Here is a 20567-nt window from a genome sequence, read left to right as displayed (position 1 = left end):
TATCAATCCTTCATTAATGATTTCAGTGTAAAGTAGCAGCTAAACAGTCCCAGAAAAAAGCCTGCAACCGCACAAATCGGCAACCAAAGATGCCCTGTTTCAAAACGTTGATCCATATAGTTACCGCCAAGTGCTCCGATGATAATGAATGCAAATATTTCGAAACCCATTGCGCTGACCGTCGCTGCTATTTGTAAAGCATTAGGCCCCTTCTTCCGGTTCATGGAAAGTCCTCCTCAGAGCAAAGTGTCTTCACCGGATCCGGTGCAAGAAAAAGCCCAACCATTTAACCATTCGAAAGTGAATGTCCGGAACTAGAGTCGGACATAAATCTTTCACATGCTATTCTGTTCGAATTCCGATAAAATCCTTACAGAATGCGTGTTAAGCTACGTCCAAAAATTCACAGTCCTTTTCCATTTTAGCGAAAGCGCTATCTTATTGCAATGATTTTTTATAAATATGTGACATAAATCACTGCATTTTTTTTGATAGCCCTTAAAGATGCTTGGATGAGGTATTCTTTTATAATTAGAATTCTAATCACTTTTGTTTGGATCGGCACAGCTGAATTGTGACAAATCACCAACAATGAAAATAATCCTCACATAAAATGTAAGAAACTTGGAATTATTTTTCAAATTCTAAGTTCCCATTTATACCTTACTTTGTGCCAAAGAGACGATCGCCGGCATCACCTAGTCCTGGTACAATATAGCCATGTTCATTCAGTTTTTCATCTAATGATGCCAAATAAATGTCAACATCAGGATGTTCCTTTTGAACTTCTTTTACCCCTTCTGGAGCTCCAATCAAACACATTAATTTGATATTTACGCCACCGCGTTGCTTCAGCGATGTGATTGCTGCTGCAGCAGAGCCGCCCGTTGCCAGCATTGGATCCACAATAATTAAATCCCTTTCCGAAATATCGGCAGGTAGCTTCACATAATATTCTACTGGCTTTAATGTTTCCGGGTCGCGATAGAGGCCAACATGCCCAACCTTTGCTGCTGGGATAAGTTTCAACACACCGTTGACCATACCAAGTCCCGCACGAAGAATAGGAATAATTCCTAGTTTCTTTCCAGCAATTTCATAAGCCTTCGCTTTTGCAACAGGAGTTTGCACTTCCACTTCCTGTAATGCAAGATCGCGTGTGATTTCAAAAGCCATCAGCATTGCGACTTCGTCAACCAATTCACGAAACGCTTTTGTTCCCGTTTTATAATCCCTAATCATTGTTAATTTGTGTTGAATCAACGGGTGATCCAATACGACCAGCTTACCCATTTCCCATGCCTCCAAATCAAAAAATAAAGGGAGAAATTGGTTTCTCCCTATGTTAACTTATTCAGAATTAAGCAAAAGCGCCTGTTCCTAAAGCATACAGCGGATATTTTTCTGTTAGTATCTTCACGCGATTTGCTGCTTTTTCAAGCACAGATTCATCATCCGGCTGTTTTAAGGCATCGGCAATTATGGAAGCAACTTCTTTCATATCTTCTTCCTTGAATCCTCTTGTTGTCACCGCTGGTGTACCCATTCGAATACCGCTTGTTACAAAAGGTTTTTCCGGATCAAATGGAATGGCATTTTTGTTCGTTGTAATTCCAATGCTATCGAGAACTGCTTCTGCTTTTTTGCCTGTAATGCCAAGATTACGAACATCAACGAGTACTAAGTGATTATCAGTTCCGCCTGAAACCAAATTCAGACCCTCTTCTTGCAACGTTTCAGCAAACGTATGAGCATTTGCAATAATTTGAGCTGAGTATGCTTTGAATTCGGGCTTAAGTGCTTCCCCAAAAGCAGCCGCCTTAGCTGCAATGATGTGCATCAGAGGACCGCCTTGAATTCCTGGAAAAATTGCTTTATCCAATTTTTTTGCAAATTCCTCTTTGCAGAAGATCATTCCACCACGTGGTCCACGCAATGTCTTATGCGTAGTCGTAGTAACAAAATCAGCATATGGCACCGGATTTGGATGAAGTCCGGCAGCTACAAGTCCGGCAATGTGTGCCATGTCGACCATTAAGTATGCGCCAACACGATCAGCAATCTCACGGAACTTCTTGAAATCAATAATCCGTGGATACGCACTTGCACCGGCAACGATAAGCTTTGGTTTGTATTTTAAGGCTTGACTTGCCACTTCGTCATAATCAATGGTTTGTGTTTCTTTTGTGACACCATAGTCTACGAAATTATAGAGCTGCCCGCTGAAGTTAACGGGACTACCATGTGTAAGATGCCCGCCATGTGCAAGTCTCATACCGAGAACCGTATCGCCAGGCTTTAAAATTGTCTCATAAACAGCCATGTTCGCCTGTGCGCCCGAGTGAGGTTGAACATTCACATGATCAGCACCAAATAATTTTAATGCCCGATCTCTTGCAAGATCTTCGACAATATCGACATATTCGCAGCCGCCATAGTAACGGTGCCCCGGATAACCTTCCGCATATTTATTGGTTAGAATTGAACCCGCGGCTTCAAGCACAGTTGTACTGACAAAATTCTCAGATGCAATTAGTTCAATTTTATTTCTCTGTCTACCTAACTCTTTTTCAATGGCTTGATACAATTCAGGATCATTTGCTTTAATACCCTTCATGAAATGCGTGCAACTCCTCTCAAGTCTAAGTCAAATAAATTTTATCACATTTTATCCATTTACAGTGAAATAAATCGGAAAGACAGCATTCTTCCATTATCTTTCAGAATGATTATCACTTTTCTCCATTTTTGTGTGCTTATGATGACTTTTATTGACTTTAGATCATTTTCAGTTCACTAAGTATTTATGCATGAAGGTTCCTCATAAATAGGGTTCCATATTTACTGAGAACTCGATTCAAAAGTGTACATTAAAAAACAGCGCAACCTGTGCGCCGAACCGGCTCTTGCCTCTTTACTTTCTGACCGCACCCTTCTTACACTCGCCGCACGGTTTCATTGCTCGGATAAACCGCGCGTTCTCCACCAATTAATTTTGGACGCGTCCGCGCCATTACTAAATGGGCATGACCGATTTCGTGAATCTCACTTCTAACTGGTACTGCTACATGCTTAAGGTGCATGCCAATCAACGTATCACCAATGTCCAGACCACCATCTGCTTGAATAAATTCAACCATCACCGGGTCAGTCATATGTTCAAATGCATAGGTAGCCATAGATCCGCCCGCATGACGGATTGGACGTACCGTCACTTCATCATAATTACGTTGCTCTGCAATATTCCGATCAATAACGAGTGCACGGTTTAAGTGCTCACAGCATTGAAAAGCGAACCTAACACCTGTTTGCTCATGACATTTCTTTAGAGCCGCAAAGATTGATGCTGCAACACTCAGTGATCCCGAGGTGCCAATGCGTTCCCCTCCAACCTCACTTGTACTACAACCGATCACAAGTAACGTTCGTTCACGAAAAGGCATCGTCTGTTCAAGATCAGCAAGTGCTTTGCTTACTGCTTCTGTAATTTTTAAATCTAACGTTTCCATTCCTTGATCCTTCCTTACAAGGACTTATTTTTAACAGTTTCACTATTATTATAGCAGGTTATACATGTTCTCACCGAAGTATTCTTATTCGACAAAAAACAGCAACTATTTCATTGCCTGGGAAATATAGTGTTGAAATGTTGGGGATTTGTTCTGTTCATGACAAAGGAACGAACACTTTGTTATAGCAACTAACTAAATAGGAAAATGCAAGAGTAATTTCAAACCTAAAATGAATAAAATTACTCCACCGAGAACTTCTCCATAGCGGCCAAAGTATCGTCCTGTTTTTCTGCCGATAAAAAAGCCGAACCAAGCCATCACCATACTTGTAAAACCGAACATGAGTACCGCTGCTAGCATTCTCGCACCAAAAAGTCCCATGCTCAGTCCAACAGAAAAACTGTCGATGCTAACACTTGCCGCAAAAAGAAGCAAACTGACATCAGAAGCGTATGCAAATTCGGATCTTCTCAGATCACGTTTGGCAATGGAGAGGATCATCTGGAATCCAATTAACAGCATCAGCAAGCCTCCGGCCATCTCGGCGATTTCACCGAATCGGCCGGAGAGCAAGTTACCTAGCGCCATACCAAATAGTGGCATGAAAATATGAAACAGCCCAATCCACAATCCAGTCAAAGCTGCCTTTCTTAATCGAACGGTAGTCATCCCCATCCCTACACAGACTGAAAAGGCATCCATGCCAAGAGCAATCGCCATCACGCATAATGCCAATCCTTGGTTGATCAGATGTATTGCCATTACCGTTCCTCCCTCTTGTCCCTATGGACAATCTATGCATGTCTGCAAAAGAATAGAAGGAGGACTTCTTGAACTCACTTAATAACACGAAAACGAATTAAAAATTTTATCCTTTTTTTATAAGAGTAAGAGCGGGAAGAAAATATTCTTCCCGCTCTTACGATAAAGTATAAGACAGCCTGTTCACTCGATAATTCTGCCGCCGGCTGCTTTTGACATGCGATTCATAATCGCTTTTCCTATTCCCTCTTCGGAAAACGTTTCACTGTAAATTGCATCCACATTTTTCTGATCAAAACGGCGAAGGACATCAAACAAATTATGTGCTACTGTTGCCGGTTCACTACGTTTCCCGCAAACAAGCACAACATCAGCATCAGGATAACTATCCCGATTTTCTTCTGTCGTGAGGACACCAATCCTTCTGCCATTGTTCTTCTCGGTAGCAACCAATTCGCATATCTTTTCTTTGCCTGAAGGGACGAGATACATCATTGCTTGCGGTGCATAATGCTTATACTTCATTCCAGGTGCCTTTGGTATCTGATCAGAGCGCGTAAGCCCAGGATCATCGGCTACTGCCCCTACCACTTCAACCAATTGTTCCTTCGAAATACCACCTGGACGAAGGATTGTTATTGGTGTAGTCGTGCAATCTACTACCGTCGACTCAACGCCAACCCCCGTTTCGCCGCCATCAACAATACCGGCAATACGACCATCTAAGTCATAAAAAACGTGATCTGCCCGAGTTGGGCTCGGTCTGCCTGACAGATTCGCGGAAGGGGCGGCAATAGGTAAATTGGAAGCTAAGATTAACGCGCGTGCGACCGGATGACTTGGCATGCGGACCGCCACCGTTGACAAACCAGCTGTAACTGCATTGGACACCTCTCCACGAGATGGGAGCACCAAAGTCAATGGTCCCGGCCAGAAAGTATCGATTAACTTTTTTGCGATCGGATGGATCTCTGTACAGATATCGCGTACTTGTTCCAGTGTGGCAACATGGACAATCAATGGATTATCGCTCGGCCGACCCTTTGCCTCATATATTTTCCGAACTGAATCTTGTAATTTAGCATTCCCACCTAATCCATATACAGTTTCAGTAGGAAATGCAACGATTTCGCCCTGCACCAACTTTTCTGCTGCTGCAATAATTTGAGGTGTATGTTCAAGATCGGGGGCGTTAGGATCTACGCGCCATACTTGTGTTTCTACCATAACAAAATTCCCCTTTTTCTTTCTAAATTAATCTTCTATTTGAATAAGGCCGGTTTTCACCGACCCTACTTCATTCCGTATAAACCATACCATTCACATAGCCAGCTTGCAATGACTTTAACCTGCGAAAGCATGCCAAACCTTTAAGATAAAGTCTCCGACAAAGGAATGTACCTCCACTTTTTCCGAACGACCGGCAGATGATTGCGGCACAGCCTGATTGGTTGATCGTGTGTCCTGTTCCGTTTGAACATTAGACTGTTCAATGCGTTGTTCTGCTTTTGCGTTGTTAACATCTGCTTTGGGGTTGGCAACGGCTTCACTATTTGAAAAATCCAAGAAACACAGTGGCGGAAAAAGGACACACCACCAATTCGCACCACGTCCGTCACCTAATGTGATTACTAAAGCATTATATTCTCCTGCAGGATAGACATAATTGCCGTACATTTTCGTTGGAAAATTAGCTTTACCGAGTTTAACTTTATAGGTACTGTCTGCACGTGCACGGCGAAGTGTTTGTTTTACCGTCTGGCGGATCTCAGGTAGATGTGAACGAATAACCCGCTTCGCTTGATCAGCTGTTTTCAAATTCTGTACCCAGCGTGTGATATCAGCGTTGACCGCATCCCGAACTTGACGTTTGACCACCTGATCTGCGGGTGAGTCACTATTTGCTAGGATGCGTAAGCGAATCGCATCCTGAGGTATCGGACCTTTTTGATCCGCTTTTGTTGTACTATACTGCCAGAAGAAGAATACAAGTGCTAGATTTATAGTTAATAAGATCATGAGTATCAAAGGTTTTTTCAAGATCCTCGCCTCCATACCACCATTGTGGTCACGAAAGCAACGATCTAAACCCTCGCACAGCTTTTTTATTGCGTTCGAAGTACAGCCATCACATTGCGATCATAGCCCGCAATATCTTTTTCTACAGATAACGCTTCAATGCTCCGTGGAAAGGCAGTACGAATTAGGTTTGCTACGTCCTCACCCTGGTATGCTCCAATCTCAAAAGCAATGAGAAAATGTGGAGATTGTCCGATCACAGTAGGAATATTATCTAGAATCTGCCTGTAAAAAGTTAAACCGTCGTCTCCGCCAAATAACGCCAAATGCGGTTCAAAGTTTCCAACCGTATCATCAAGTTCATCCATTTCCCTGCCGGAAATGTACGGGGGATTGGAAACCAACACATCAAAAGGGTTATCTTTTAGAGGCTCGAGTAAATCCCCTTGAAAAAAATCGACATGGGCCCCAAGATCTGAAGCGTTTTCCTTGGCTATTTTTAATGCACGTTCAGAAATATCTACAGCAGAAACTTTCCATTTCGGGTGTTCCAATGCGAGTGTTGCTGCGATTGCTCCACTGCCTGTCCCTATATCGCATACCGATAGTGACTGTTGATCTGAAAAGTAACGTGACGCCCACGTTCCCACACGCCATACCAGCTCCTCGGTTTCTTGCCGTGGAATCAATACATCCGGTGTCACTTTAAATAATCGTCCATAAAAAGGAGCTGAACCCAGCATATATTGCACAGGTGTACCATTCAGCACATGATCGTTCACACGTGTGCGTATCCACAACGCATCTTGGTCGGTTACATCGTCACCACGATGAGCAATCAGATCTGTTTTTGACAGATGCAATCGCTCGCAAAGCAGAATTTCACCAATATTTTCATCACGATGATTTGCCTTCAATAGCGAAGACGCCCAATTTAACAATTCATACCTTTTTTCACTCACCCGGCATCCGCCTGTTCGATTTTTTTCGCCTGTTCATTTAAAATCAAGGCGTGAATAATGTCATCAAGTTTACCATTTAACACTTGATCCAACTGATGAAGCGTTAGTCCAATTCGGTGGTCGGTAACACGATTTTGTGAAAAGTTATACGTACGAATCCGTTCTGATCGATCGCCGGTTCCAACCGCTGATTTTCGTGTTGAATCATATTGATCCTGTGCCTCTTTTTGATATTTGTCATAGACGCGGGCACGCAATACCTTCATTGCTTTTTCCTTATTTTTTATCTGTGACCGTTCTTCCTGACAAGAAACCACAATACCGGTTGGAATGTGTGTCAAACGGATTGCCGACATCGTCGTATTCACACTCTGACCACCTGGACCGCTTGAGGCAAAACGGTCAACGCGAATATCTTTCTCGTTCAATTCAACTTCAACTTCCTGTGCTTCAGGAAGTACTGCTACTGTCGCTGTCGACGTGTGAATGCGCCCACCTGATTCGGTTTCAGGCACCCGCTGCACGCGCTGTGCACCATTTTCATATTTGAGTTTAGAAAAAGCTCCTTTTCCAGAAATCATGCAGACAATTTCCTTAAATCCGCCGATTTCATTTGGGCTGGCATCAATGACTTCGGTCTTCCAACCCTGTTGTTCAGCGTATCGCGAGTACATTCTGAAGAGGTCGCCAGCAAAAAGTGCCGCTTCATCACCACCAGCAGCACCACGTATTTCCAAAATAACGTTTCGGTCATCATTCGGATCTTTGGGAATAAGTAGCTGCTTAAGTTGTTCTTTAAGTTCTGTTAGTTCACGATCAAGCCGGTTGATCTCCTCATGCACCATAGCATTCATGCTCTCGTCCAACGACTCGTCAAGCATGCTTTTCGCATCAATCATTTCAGAATCAGCTTGTTTATATTTACGAAAGACTGCAACAATTTCTTGTAAGTCCGACTGTTCCTTTGAATACTTACGCAATTTCCCCGGATCATTGATAACATTCGGATCTGCGAGGAGCTGATTCAGCTTCTCGTAGCGTTCTTCCATGGACTGTAAGCGTTCAAACATCCTATTCACCCCATCTAAAAAAGAAGACTTGGCGCTGCTCCTTTTTTCAGCTGTACTTATACTATAATCCTCGCACATTAGATGCGTTCTTATCGTCTAACAACATATCTGTTTCATCCGCAACTCCTATACCTTTTATTATACTATCATAGCGACACAAAATTCAGGAGTTGGCTGAATGCGTATAATAAAGGCTTCGCTTGTGTAAAAGGATCCGCGAAGCCAGGTTGCTCATAATCTAGTCATTTTTATAGGGTCACGCAGCTGCAGTTCATCAGATTGGCGGATGGCTATAACAATGCCGGCAAACGGGATAATAGCTCTCATTGCCACCAATCTGAATCTGATCTCCGGTATAAACCGGCTTCCCATTACTATCAATGCGGAGATTCATAATCGCTTTTCGCTCACAAAACCAGCAAATTGTTTTCATTTCTTCAATCTTATCTGCGTAAAGTAGTAAATACTTACTTCCTTCAAACAATTCATTGCGAAAATCATTCTTTAGTCCAAAACCCATGACTGGAATATGTAATTGATCCACAATTTCAGCCAATTGAAGGACATGCGCCTTGCTAAGAAATTGCACCTCATCAATCAGCACACAATGAGGTCGTGGCTGATAGTCATTAACCTTTTCAAAAATATTCGTTGTCTCAAAGATTGGGATCGCACGTCGTTTAAATCCTATTCTACTTGAAATGGATCCGACTTCATCGCGATCATCGACCCCGGATGTAAAGAGAAGTACCGATTTTCCCTGCTCTTCATAGTTATGTGCAACTTTTATTATTTCAATTGATTTTCCACTGTTCATTGCACCGTACTTAAAGAATAGTTGAGCCATGGCCTGTTCGCCCTTTCATAATCTCAGGTTGTTAAAAAGCAGGCAGTTTTTCCTGCCTGCGCTATATCCTCTATTTCAAAACAAAAACGGCTAGTTCCGCTCCATTGTTGCACTGCACCGGAAATGCCGTTTTTCTGTCTGGACTTCAAATAAATCTTATTTAAGATTATATTTCTGTTTAAACCGATCGACACGTCCGCCTTTATCAGCGAATTTCTGACGGCCAGTATAGAATGGATGCGAATCGGAACTAATTTCGACTGTAATCAATGGATATTCGTTTCCGTCTTCCCATTGAACCGTTTGATTCGATTTCTTCGTTGAACCGCTCAAAAATTTAAAGCCAGTACTTGAATCCATAAATACGACCTTATGATAGTCAGGATGGATGCCTGCTTTCATCTCATTCATCTCCTTTGCGCCCTGATTATTCTTTCAAACCAGAGTCTGATAGCATAATGCACAACGAGTATTATAACAGGACGCTCGTGTGTTTGCAAGCAGTGGTTTCTGTTCGTACGTGTGTCAATGAGGCTTCGGTGCTCGCTTGCCGCAACCGTCTCGCACCACGCCTTCTTAACACATCCCTCCGAGTAATACACATACTTTCTGTTCAGATATCTTCTTACAGGCGATTACTTGTCCACTCGTTCTTTCTGAGCCCAAGTTCTCGCGTTCCCTATTTTGTTTGTAATCCGCCTTTTTTTTCTTTATCAAACAGATCAAAAAATTCCTGATTGGATTTTGTTTCCTTAATTCGTTTGTAGAAATGTTCCACAAATTCTTGTGATTCATCCATCGTCTTACGCATTGTCCAAAGCTTATCGAGATGGTTTTGATCCACAAGTAATTCTTCTTTACGCGTACTGGAACGTCGGATATCAATCGCTGGGAAGATGCGCCGTTCAGCGAGGCGTCGATCAAGATGCAATTCCATATTACCGGTTCCTTTGAATTCTTCATAAATGACATCATCCATACGTGAACCAGTATCAACCAAAGCCGTAGCTAAGATGGTCAGGCTGCCACCTTCCTCAATATTACGCGCGGCGCCAAAAAATTTCTTCGGTTTATGAAAAGCGGCGGGATCAATACCACCGGAAAGCGTTCGTCCACTTGGCGGAATGACTAAGTTATAGGCACGAGCAAGACGAGTAAGACTATCCATCAGGATGACAACATCACGTTTGTGTTCAACGAGACGCATTGCGCGTTCAAGAACGAGTTCTGATACCTTGACGTGGTTTTCCGGCACCTCATCAAAGGTTGAGCTAACCACATCCCCCTTAACTGAACGCTCAATATCCGTGACTTCTTCCGGACGCTCATCGACGAGCAGTACAATTAATTCAACATCTGGATAGTTAACGGTGATGCTGTTTGCAATCTCTTTCAGTAATGTTGTCTTACCAGCCTTTGGCGGCGCTACGATCATCCCTCTTTGCCCAAATCCAACTGGAGAGATCATATCAATAATCCGTGTTGAAAAATGTTCACGTGTTGTTTCGAGAACCATGTGTCGGTCAGGATAGAGGGGGGTCAATGCAGGAAAATGTACACGTTCCTTTGCCACATCAGGATTTTCACCATTGACAGCTTCAACCCTTAAGAGGCCAAAATAGCGTTCATTTTCCTTAGGCGGCCGTACTTTCCCTGTAACCTTGTCCCCATTTCGCAAGTCAAAACGCCGGATTTGTGAGGCTGAAATATAGATGTCCTCTGAGCTCGGTGAATAATTAATTGGGCGCAGAAAACCGAATCCCTCAGTTGGAATTATTTCCAAAACACCTTCCATTAATGATAGACCATCTTTTTCAGCTTGTTTTTTCAAAATCGAGAAGATTAATTCTCTCTTATTGAGCTTGCTGTAATAAGAAATTTTGAATTCCTTGGCATGCTCATATAATTCTTTTAATTTCATATTTTCCAATTCTGCTAATGTAATCGGCATTATCGCACCACACTTTATCAATTTATCACCCGTCGTATCAAGCACACACATAGCTAAATCAACGTTTCTATTTATTTAGAGAGAGCAGGCAATTGCACAGAACTGTACATTTAGTGGGGGGGAGGAGTTTAGTTGAAAGAGCGCGGCACGATAAGCTAAGCGATTTCAATCCTTCACGAATCAAAGCACAGTTAAATAAATAACAATCTGTTTATAGAAACTTACCTATTGGCAATTATCTGATCAAACTTCTGTAGATGGGGTATTATTACTTTTACAGGGCCAAAAAGCCTATCTCATATACTAGTATCCTTTGAAGGGTTTTCCTTGAGGCACAATATTTTTTTCTTATCGTTATAAATAATTTTATTTGTACCCCATTAATAGCACATTATACCCTTTTTATCAACTATTAGAATGCATGACTATCGATCAAAAGAAAAAAAATGAATCCGCAACGAAGTTTTCATCACGCGGATCCACACAAAAGTTATTCCTGCTCTTTGATACTGTCTCTTTCTTCCTCATCAAGCATTGGCTCTCGCCAGATATTGGCACCAATTTTTTGTAGTTTCTCCATTATATGGTCGTACCCACGATCAATATGTTCAACGCCTGCAATTTCTGTCGTTCCGGTCGCCATAAGACCTGCAATCACAAGTGAGGCGCCCGCTCTCAAGTCAGTAGCCCGTACTTTGGCCCCTTCCAGATGATTAGGTCCGGTCAAAATTGCTGAACGCCCCTCAACTTTCACGTTTGCACCCATCCGCCTCAGTTCATCAATATGTTTGAACCTTGCGCCATAGATAGTATCCGTAATTATACTCGTTCCTTCCGCCTGGGTCAGCAAACTGGTCAGCGGCTGTTGAAGATCAGTTGGAAATCCAGGATATACAAGCGTCTTAACATCTGCACTCTTCATTTGCCCACTGTTACGCGATACAAGAATTTGGTCCTCACCGACTTGAACATCGGTTCCCATTTCGCTTAGTTTCGCAGTCAATGATTCCACATGTTGAGGAATTACATTATCGATTAAAATGCTGTTTCCCATGGCAGCACCAATAATCATAAAAGTTCCGGCTTCAATTCGGTCAGGAATAATCATATGCCTGCACCCATGAAGATGCTCAACGCCTTCAATACGAATGACGTCGGTTCCCGCACCTTTGATTTTCGCTCCCATACTTGTTAACAACGTGGCCACATCAATAATTTCCGGTTCCTTTGCGGCATTCTCAATAATCGTTTGACCCTCTGCCTTCACAGCCGCAAGCATGATGTTAATGGTTGCGCCAACACTGACAACATCAAGGTAGATTCTTGCACCATGCAGCGAATCGGCGCGCAGGTAAATCGCTCCCTGCTCATTGGTCACTTTCGCACCAAGTGCTTCAAATCCCTTAATATGCTGGTCAATCGGACGGGGTCCCAAATTGCATCCCCCGGGCAGTCCAATAACCGCTTTATGGAATCGACCAAGCATAGCGCCCATCAAATAATAAGATGCACGCAACCGTTTTACCGAACCGTTAGGAAGCGGCATGTCCACCATCTTTCTTGGGTCGACAATAAACGTATGATCATGAAAGGATACTGTTCCACCAATTTCACGCAATAATTTGCACAACGTACGCACATCCGAAATATCGGGAAGTTGATCAATGGTAACCGGCGAATCAGCAAGAATGGTTGCCGGAATTAATGCGACAGCACTATTTTTTGCTCCGCTAATTTGAACAGTACCATGTAATGTTGTACCGCCTTCAATCAGTAATTTATCCATGTTCAGAATACTTCCTTTTCATTGACGATTAGTAAGTGCCTCTTTAATAAACCCCTTCAAGAAACAATCAGACTAAACCATTATATGTACATTGGCAAATATATGCCTTGGGCCAGCAATAAACACCTTCACTCTCAAAATTAACGATCAAAATGTTCAATCCAATCTCTTGGCATTATATCATAAACAGGTGGAGGTGTCTCGGGAGACTCGCTGAGGAATAACTTCATTATTTTGATGAAATATGGTGGGTTTGGCTTTCTACGACGCTGATTAATTCTTGGAGATCAAAGGGCTTGGTGAAATATGCGATCGCACCACTGCGTAGTGCTTGTTGCACGAGATCCCCCTCTCCATAAGCTGTCATCATAATCACTTTCAAATTTGGTTTCAATTGTTTCAATTGAGCTAATAATTCCAGTCCGCTCATATCCGGTAACTTCATATCCAAGAGCACAAGAGCAGGATGCTTCCGCTTCAGATGTGTCAAAGCTTGGTAACCATTTGCCGCAACGAACACGTGGTAGCCTTCCTTTTTGAATACTTCCGTTAACAACATTCGAATGCCTGGCTGGTCATCCACGATCATAATTGCGTTGGCTTGTCCTGTTTCATCCGTAGCATCATATTCAACCATATCATTGCCCTCTTTCACTGATATTTGCTCACGTACTTTAGTATTTTCCAACCTAGAATTTCTACTTTTTAGCGTCATTTCCCTTCTTTTTTGTTTTAGTTTTAGAAAAACTGAGTAAAACGGCCCAGCCCATGTTTTGTATTGATGATGCTTCGCTTGCTCGCTTGCTACGTTCATTCGTGCGCTCCCTCGGTGTCAGCGCCTCTCTACGGGGCCTCACATGGCTTGTGATCAACAGGAACGCTCTGCAGGCATCTCGCATCATCCCTACATTTTTTACGCAAATTGGTTGTATATTCTTATCCTATACAGAGAACTTGGTGATGCCAAAAGTCAGTGACGGTTATATTAGCTTCCTCTAATTTATTCTTTTCATAAAATTTTTAACGAGTATAACTAAAACCGGAAGTTGAATTTTTGATCAACTTCCGGTTTTTCAAATTTTAGATTGGATTATAATTATTCGTTTTCCAGTGATGCCTTAATAAAATCGCGGAATAGTGGTTCCGGACGTGTCGGACGTGATTTGAATTCCGGATGGAACTGACATGCCACGAACCAAGGATGATCGTTTAATTCGATCATTTCAACGAGTCTATTGTCAGGACTCAGTCCGGAAAATACCATACCATGCTCCGCCATTTTTTCACGATATTGGTTATTGAATTCATAACGATGACGATGGCGCTGATAAATAATTTCCTTATCATAAGCTGCATATACTTTCGTATCTTTGGCAATTTTGCACGGGTAAAGTCCTAATCGTAACGTACCGCCTAAATCTTCAACATCCAACTGTTCCGGTAGCAGATCAATAATCGCTTCTTCAGCATCTTGATTAAATTCGGCAGAATCTGCATTGCTTAATTTCAACACATGGCGTGCAAATTCAATTGAAGCAAGTTGCATCCCAAGGCAAATGCCAAAGAATGGCACCTTATGTTCCCGAGCATATTGAATAGCCAGGATTTTCCCTTCAATACCACGATCTCCGAAACCGCCCGGTACAATAATTCCTTGGCAACCTTCCAATTGCTCGTCCACATTCTCCGGAAGCAAGTCTTCCGAATTAATGTACTTCACTTTTACTTCCGCATCAAAAGTATATCCACCATGCTTCAGTGCCTCAACTACGGAAATATAAGCATCCTGCAGTTCGACGTATTTGCCCACCAGTCCGATTTTCACATGCTGCTTTGGATGAAGCACTTTGTCAACGAGATCATGCCATTGGCTCATATCTGCTTCGCCTTTTGGCAGATTTAGTTTATCACAAACAATGTCGTCCAAATGCTGAGCCTGGAGCTGCAGCGGCACTTGGTACAACGTCTCTGCATCACGGGCTTCAATGACGGCATCCTTATCAATGTCGCAAAAGAGTGCCAGTTTTGCTTTCATTTCGTCAGAAACAGGTAGTTCAGTACGAACCACGATGACATTGGGCTGAATTCCGAGACTGCGCAGCTCTTTTACACTGTGCTGTGTCGGCTTCGTTTTCATTTCACCCGCAGCCTTTAAATAAGGGATTAAGGTACAATGGATATAGAGAACATTATCCAAGCCGACATCACTCTTGATCTGACGGATGGCTTCCAAAAATGGAAGGCTTTCGATATCACCGACCGTACCGCCTATTTCTGTAATCACTACATCTGCTCCGGTTGTCTTCCCAGCCCGAAACACACGATCTTTAATCTCATTCGTGATATGAGGAATGACCTGAACAGTCCCTCCCAGATAATCACCGCGACGTTCCCGCTTCAGAACAGTGGAATAGATCTTTCCAGTCGTCACATTGCTGTTCTTGTTAAGATTAATATCAATAAATCGTTCATAGTGACCAAGATCAAGGTCGGTTTCAGCACCATCATCGGTAACGAAGACTTCTCCGTGCTGGTATGGGCTCATCGTTCCAGGATCCACGTTAATATACGGATCGAACTTCTGTATGGTCACTTTCAAACCGCGATTTTTCAAAAGACGTCCAAGTGACGCTGCGGTAATTCCTTTTCCAAGAGACGAAACCACGCCTCCGGTCACAAAAATGTACTTCGTCATCCTTGATGTTTTCCCCCTTATCATTAGAACGCTTGGCTTCACCAAGCGGTTTGCACAGTCTAGAGTAATCAAGAGCAAGGGAGCGATCGATCAGCAAATTTCGACTTGATCCGACCTATTTTTCCTGCCTTTTTTTGTAAAAAAGCAAAAGCGGTACGCTCCCCTTTCGGAGGGCTCGCTTTTGCTTCAAATTCCGATTCTATTTATCGCCCTTTGCAATTCTAACAAACTTAAACAGTCGAATCAAGAGAATGATTAAGGAAAAATCGTCTTAATGCTCAGCTCAACGCGAGAGCTGTCGCTGGAGAATTATTCCTCATCCTCATCCACGATCGCGTTGCGCTTAATTCGCTGAACATCGTCATCTTCATAATCATCGTCGTCATTCATATCATCATTGTCATCGGTCTCATCTTCATTATCTTGATCAAGATCTTCTTCATCATCAACATCATCATAATCATCGAAACCATCATCTGCCACTTTATGTTTCTTATGATGAGAATCGCCCAATGTCTTTGCAATATCGTCTTCACGTTGTTCCAGTGGATACCAATTGCGCAGAGCCCAAAGATTATGTCCAACACTTAGAAAGCGTCCATCAAGGCTGAGTGTAGTATAAAGACGTGCGAGTGATTCACCACCATCTGCCTCAATCTCTCCTTCTTTATAAACCATGTCGGTCAGTTCATAGAAGGTTTTCGGTTCTTTTCCCTGGGACAATATATCATAGAATTGATCAATCTTTGCTTTTTCAACCACGTGTTTTGTCAATGGAAACATCCTTTCCCTATATCAATACTCTCATCAAATATCTAAGTGCATCCGGCGGAGCTTGACCATGCCGGGTGTGTGCATACAAAAAAGTCTGCACACCTTCTGTTCACAATGGTCTCTAGTGATTTGCATCCCGCATGTTTGGAAAAATTGCACACAAAAACTCATTGTAGGGTTATACAATAAATACAATAATCCGTTCAAGAACTAAAATCAAGTCTAGACCATAAATTTGTCATTCATTCTTTACCGTCGTTCATTTTTTAGGTCTATTAAAAATATTAAAAGGTATTTGATGAAGATACATTATTCAAATTGGGATATATTAATTCTAGGATATACTGTTGGTCATTCGATCGGAGGTCATGTGATGCACCTATTTATTAATACACTATTTATCCTTATCACTCTTGTACTATTGCTTATTGTAGCCATTCTGCTTGATATCTTCTCTGGATTGCGTGTGAAGCACGCCCTTAACCGCGAATATAAGCCGAAAACCGGATTCAACAATTTTCGTTATTTTTCCAACGGTCATGAACTTTATGAAGACATGGAGCAAAGCATCCGTAATGCCAAGAACCACATCCATCTTTCATTTTTTATCTTCACTCCTGACGAAGTCGGCAATAAATGGCTACATCTATTGAAACAAAAAGCAGTTGAAGGCGTAGAAGTTCGTATCCTCATCGATGCGTTGAACGGATTTCGCTTACGCAAACAAAAAGCAGCTTTAGCAAAAGAAGGGGTTCATCTCGCCTTCTCAGGCAAATTAACCTTTCCATTTACCTTTTATTATTTAAATCGACGCAACCATCGTAAAATTATGGTTATCGACGGAAGAATTGGCTACTTTGGCGGGTTTAATGTCAGTCGCGAATACATCGGAAGAAAACCGGAAATGGGGCCATGGCATGATAATCATCTCAGAATCATTGGTGAAAGTGTCCATGACCTACAACGTCTATTCTTAATCGACTGGAAACGTAGCACCAAAATTGATTTACAAAATAACACTTCCTATTTTCCAGAAGTAGAACCCGGGCCATCGAAGATCACCTTATTAGGGTCTGATGGCAAGCAGCTCGAAGACTTCTTTGCGGAAAAATTAAACGCAGCCCAATCCTCTATTTTTATCGGATCACCTTACTTTATCCCGAGCGAGAGGTTGATGAAGGTTCTGCAGGATAAACTCATGCATGGCGTAACGCTCACCATTGTCTTGCCTATGAAAAAGGATCACGGTCTGGTACAACCTGCATCTTACCTTTATCTCAAACCGCTCGTGGAGAACGGGGCGCGATTATACCATTTTTATCAGGGCTTCTACCATGCGAAACTCTTCATTGTGGATCGACAATTCTGTTATCTAGGTACCGCGAATTTCGATCAGCGCAGTCTTTTTTGGAATGATGAACTCTCCGGATTCACCAAAGACCCCGTGTTGGTCCATCACGTACTCCGGCAGCTTGAGAAAGAAATCCGTGACGGTTCGAAACTGGTCTCACTGAAACAAATTCAGAAGCGTTCGTCTGTAGAAAAAATCAAATCGATCTTCAGTGGCTGGATTCGCTTCTTCCTTTAAGATAAATTGCATCTGCACGTAAGACAACTGGGCAATACCACTGAATCTTTATTGGGTATGAATTGCGTTTCGATCGATTAATTGCCGAAGACGTCGCACATCTTGGTGCAATTTTAAACAAAAAGTTTTATCCTTTCTTTTCGTTAAAAAACAGCCTCCGCAATTGGAGGCTGTTTTTTACTTCTTATTTAATCCTTTTACATCTGCTCCGGTGCATGGACACCAATAAGCTCCATACCGTTCTTTAATGTGATACGCACAGCTTTCATCAACGCTACTCTCGCCTTGCTGAGTTCGAGATTACGCTCGTCTAGTACTTTTTCCGCATTATAGAAACTATGCAGGCATGACGCTAAGTCGAACAGGTAAGCAGGAATATGTTGAATTGCCAACTTTGCTGCGCTATCGGAAACAACAGCTGGAAAATCACCTAACTTCTTTAATAGGTCAATTTCCTTTTCACCAGAGAGTAAGCTTAAATCGAGTTCAGCAACGTTCCCTTGTTCGAATTGTTCTGCACGTTTGAGCATACTGCTGATGCGCGCATAAGCATATTGAACATAGTAAACCGGGTTCTCATTTGAATGTGATAGGGCAAGATCCAAATCAAAGTCAAGATGACTATCCGAACTGCGCATGGCGAAGAAATAGCGTGCAGCATCAACACCGACATCTTCCATCAATTCACGCATGGTCACGGCTTTCCCGGTACGTTTGCTCATCTTAAATTTTTCGCCATTTTTGAAAAGATTTACGAGCTGAATGATCTGGACAGTTAATTGATCCGGATTGTAGCCTAAGGATTGGATTGCCGCTTTCAATCGAGGAACATAGCCATGATGATCCGCACCAAATACATCAATCAGCTGTTCAAATCCGCGATCAAGCTTATTTTTGTGATAAGCGATATCAGGCATGAAATAAGTATAACTGCCGTCGGATTTTACCAATACACGGTCCTTGTCGTCACCATATTTAGTGGTTTGCAGCCACAAAGCACCGTCTTTTTCATAGGTTTCCCCTTTATTTTTCAAGAAATCAAGAGCTTCCTCAACCTTGTGTTCTTCATACAAAGAACGTTCTGAAAACCATTGATCAAAATGTACACGGAAATCAGCTAAATCTTTCTTAATGCCGCTCATGAGATGTTCCACACCAAAGTTGCGGAAGAATCGGATCCGTTCTTCTTTCGCTTTTTTCGCCAATGCATCTCCGTATTCTTCGACCAAACGCTTCGCCAGTTCAATAATATCTTTTCCGTGATAACCATTTTCGGGAATGTCGGCATCTTGACCTAGTGCCTGCAAGTACCTGGCTTCAATGGATACCGCCAAATTCGTGATTTGATTCCCGCCGTCATTAATATAGTATTCCGGAACCGCTTGATAACCCGCTTTGCTCAACAATTTGCACAGTGCATCGCCAACCGCCGCACCGCGTCCATGCCCTAAATGTAAGCTGCCCGTCGGATTCGCAGAAACAAATTCAACAAGAACCTTTTTTCCTGCTCCACTCTTCGAAGCACCATACTGATCGCCAGCTTCAATAATTGCCGGGATGAGGTCTGTCAAATAGCGGTTATCAAGGAAGAAATTAATAAATCCAGGACCTGCAATTTCGATCTTGCGGATATGCCCTTTCTCTTTATCAAAATTACCGGTCAACTCTTCTGCGATTTTTCTCGGTGCCTTTCTTGCGATCCGAGCGAGCTGCATGGCCATATTCGTGGCAAAATCGCCATGTGCTTTATCCTTCGGCACTTCAAGGACAACATCCGGTACTTCTTCAGCCTCCGCAAGTCCTGCTTTGATCACTGCATTTATTATTTCTTCTTTTAATTGATTCTTGACCTGTTCAACAATCGTCATAATATACCCTCCAAAAAATCAGCGGCTTTATGTTCCACTCTTATGCGTCTATTCACAGACCACGAAAATGGTGCCTATCCGTTCCTTTTATTTTAACCTGTAGTGATAATCCAGTGTACATATGCCCGTACTCTGACCTTGCATGGTCAATGCATAGACAAGCCGAACCGAACCTGCACGCGTCGAAGAATCAAATACCGTTTCAATTTTCTCAGCAGTTGCCGTCGTACTCAAAACCCCATACGCCGTTTCATAGGTTCCATCCATTGATATACCCAGTCGTAAAGGTTGCCTCATCGGCATCGCACCTTTACGCAAGATCAATGCTTCTTGTCCGCTAATTCTAATGGTGTAGTCGGCATAACCTTCAGCAATTCGATCATTATAAGTCAGGTACAGGCTTGATGCGCTCTTGCCAATTCGTCCATTTAATCTTGCCGTCGTTTTTTGTAGTTGTCCCGGTTGCTGTTCATTGCTGTCGATCCTACTTGTAAAAACGATTTCGGCATCACGCGTCTTCATTCAGCCGCCTTCCTTCATGACCGCAAATATTCACACTTATATTACTATAAAATATTGACTTTATCTGGGCAAGGTTAAGATCGGTATTTTTTCCTAGGATTCTATTATTTTCTTATATTTATACCTGAATTTTCCTTTATTCCCCTTCATGTTTAAAATATAGCCGCTTCATCCATAATGGTAAAGAAAACTTGATGAGACGAACTTTTAT

The 20567-nt window shown here is 42.5% G+C and carries 19 protein-coding genes; 1 reads left to right on the top strand and 18 read right to left on the bottom strand.

All coding sequences use genetic code 11. The features are described from left to right. Positions 1–2: 2 nt before the first annotated feature. The 16 genes from NIE32_RS09330 to rpoE form a co-directional block, all read right to left on the bottom strand. Positions 3–224, bottom strand: coding sequence for an AtpZ/AtpI family protein (locus NIE32_RS09330; RefSeq protein ID WP_253076622.1), 222 nt, complete (start codon positions 222–224; stop codon positions 3–5). A 439-nt stretch (positions 225–663) separates the two neighbouring features. Then, a complete protein-coding gene (gene upp, locus NIE32_RS09325) occupies positions 664–1293 on the bottom strand; it encodes a uracil phosphoribosyltransferase (protein WP_253076621.1) in 630 nt (209 codons plus the stop codon). A gap of 67 nt (positions 1294–1360) precedes the next feature. After that, the gene (glyA, locus tag NIE32_RS09320) at positions 1361–2617 is read right to left on the bottom strand and encodes a serine hydroxymethyltransferase (protein ID WP_253076620.1); all 1257 of its coding nucleotides are present in this window, start codon (positions 2615–2617) and stop codon (positions 1361–1363) included. A 319-nt stretch (positions 2618–2936) separates the two neighbouring features. Continuing rightward, positions 2937–3509, bottom strand: a complete 573-nt coding sequence (locus NIE32_RS09315) for a TIGR01440 family protein (RefSeq protein ID WP_253076619.1) — start codon at positions 3507–3509, stop codon at positions 2937–2939. Positions 3510–3704: 195 nt separating this feature from the next. Continuing rightward, complete coding sequence (locus NIE32_RS09310; protein ID WP_253076618.1) at positions 3705–4274, bottom strand: manganese efflux pump MntP; 570 nt, start codon at positions 4272–4274, stop codon at positions 3705–3707. A 183-nt stretch (positions 4275–4457) separates the two neighbouring features. Then, complete coding sequence (locus tag NIE32_RS09305) at positions 4458–5501, bottom strand: L-threonylcarbamoyladenylate synthase (RefSeq protein ID WP_253076617.1); 1044 nt, start codon at positions 5499–5501, stop codon at positions 4458–4460. Positions 5502–5618: 117 nt separating this feature from the next. Next, a complete protein-coding gene (gene spoIIR / locus NIE32_RS09300; RefSeq protein ID WP_253076616.1) occupies positions 5619–6314 on the bottom strand; it encodes a stage II sporulation protein R in 696 nt (231 codons plus the stop codon). Between the two features lie 65 nt (positions 6315–6379). Then, positions 6380–7255: a peptide chain release factor N(5)-glutamine methyltransferase gene (gene prmC, locus NIE32_RS09295; protein ID WP_253076615.1), complete on the bottom strand. Its 876-nt coding sequence runs from the start codon at positions 7253–7255 to the stop codon at positions 6380–6382. After that, the gene (gene prfA, locus NIE32_RS09290) at positions 7252–8325 is read right to left on the bottom strand and encodes a peptide chain release factor 1 (protein WP_253076614.1); all 1074 of its coding nucleotides are present in this window, start codon (positions 8323–8325) and stop codon (positions 7252–7254) included. The genes prmC and prfA overlap by 4 nt, the downstream gene beginning before the upstream one ends. A 274-nt stretch (positions 8326–8599) precedes the next feature. Next, positions 8600–9172, bottom strand: a complete 573-nt coding sequence (locus NIE32_RS09285) for a thymidine kinase (RefSeq protein ID WP_253076613.1) — start codon at positions 9170–9172, stop codon at positions 8600–8602. A 156-nt stretch (positions 9173–9328) separates the two neighbouring features. After that, complete coding sequence (locus NIE32_RS09280; RefSeq protein ID WP_253076708.1) at positions 9329–9574, bottom strand: type B 50S ribosomal protein L31; 246 nt, start codon at positions 9572–9574, stop codon at positions 9329–9331. Positions 9575–9851: 277 nt separating this feature from the next. After that, positions 9852–11123: a transcription termination factor Rho gene (rho, locus tag NIE32_RS09275; protein WP_253076612.1), complete on the bottom strand. Its 1272-nt coding sequence runs from the start codon at positions 11121–11123 to the stop codon at positions 9852–9854. A 490-nt stretch (positions 11124–11613) separates the two neighbouring features. Next, complete coding sequence (gene murA, locus NIE32_RS09270; RefSeq protein WP_253076611.1) at positions 11614–12909, bottom strand: UDP-N-acetylglucosamine 1-carboxyvinyltransferase; 1296 nt, start codon at positions 12907–12909, stop codon at positions 11614–11616. Between the two features lie 229 nt (positions 12910–13138). Then, positions 13139–13546 (bottom strand): response regulator, encoded by a 408-nt coding sequence (locus tag NIE32_RS09265; RefSeq protein WP_253076707.1) that lies wholly within the window; start codon positions 13544–13546, stop codon positions 13139–13141. Between the two features lie 459 nt (positions 13547–14005). After that, entirely contained in the window at positions 14006–15604 is a 1599-nt protein-coding gene (gene pyrG, locus NIE32_RS09260; RefSeq protein ID WP_253076610.1) for a CTP synthase, read from the bottom strand. A gap of 309 nt (positions 15605–15913) precedes the next feature. Continuing rightward, positions 15914–16387, bottom strand: a complete 474-nt coding sequence (rpoE, locus tag NIE32_RS09255) for a DNA-directed RNA polymerase subunit delta (RefSeq protein ID WP_253076609.1) — start codon at positions 16385–16387, stop codon at positions 15914–15916. Between the two features lie 364 nt (positions 16388–16751). Between rpoE and NIE32_RS09250 the strand changes: the two genes are divergently transcribed. Then, positions 16752–17966 (top strand): phospholipase D-like domain-containing protein, encoded by a 1215-nt coding sequence (locus tag NIE32_RS09250; protein WP_253076608.1) that lies wholly within the window; start codon positions 16752–16754, stop codon positions 17964–17966. 197 nt (positions 17967–18163) lie between these two features. Here NIE32_RS09250 and argS read toward each other — a convergent pair whose 3' ends face one another. Together argS and NIE32_RS09240 are read right to left on the bottom strand one after the other, a co-directional pair. Beyond that, a complete protein-coding gene (argS, locus tag NIE32_RS09245) occupies positions 18164–19834 on the bottom strand; it encodes an arginine--tRNA ligase (protein WP_253076607.1) in 1671 nt (556 codons plus the stop codon). An 87-nt stretch (positions 19835–19921) separates the two neighbouring features. After that, complete coding sequence (locus tag NIE32_RS09240) at positions 19922–20356, bottom strand: YwiB family protein (protein ID WP_253076606.1); 435 nt, start codon at positions 20354–20356, stop codon at positions 19922–19924. Positions 20357–20567: the final 211 nt, after the last annotated feature.

It is taken from the genome of Sporolactobacillus kofuensis (assembly GCF_024125425.1).
Classification (GTDB): Bacteria; Bacillota; Bacilli; order Bacillales; family Sporolactobacillaceae; genus Sporolactobacillus; species Sporolactobacillus kofuensis.
This window is presented reverse-complemented; position numbering and strand designations above follow the sequence as displayed.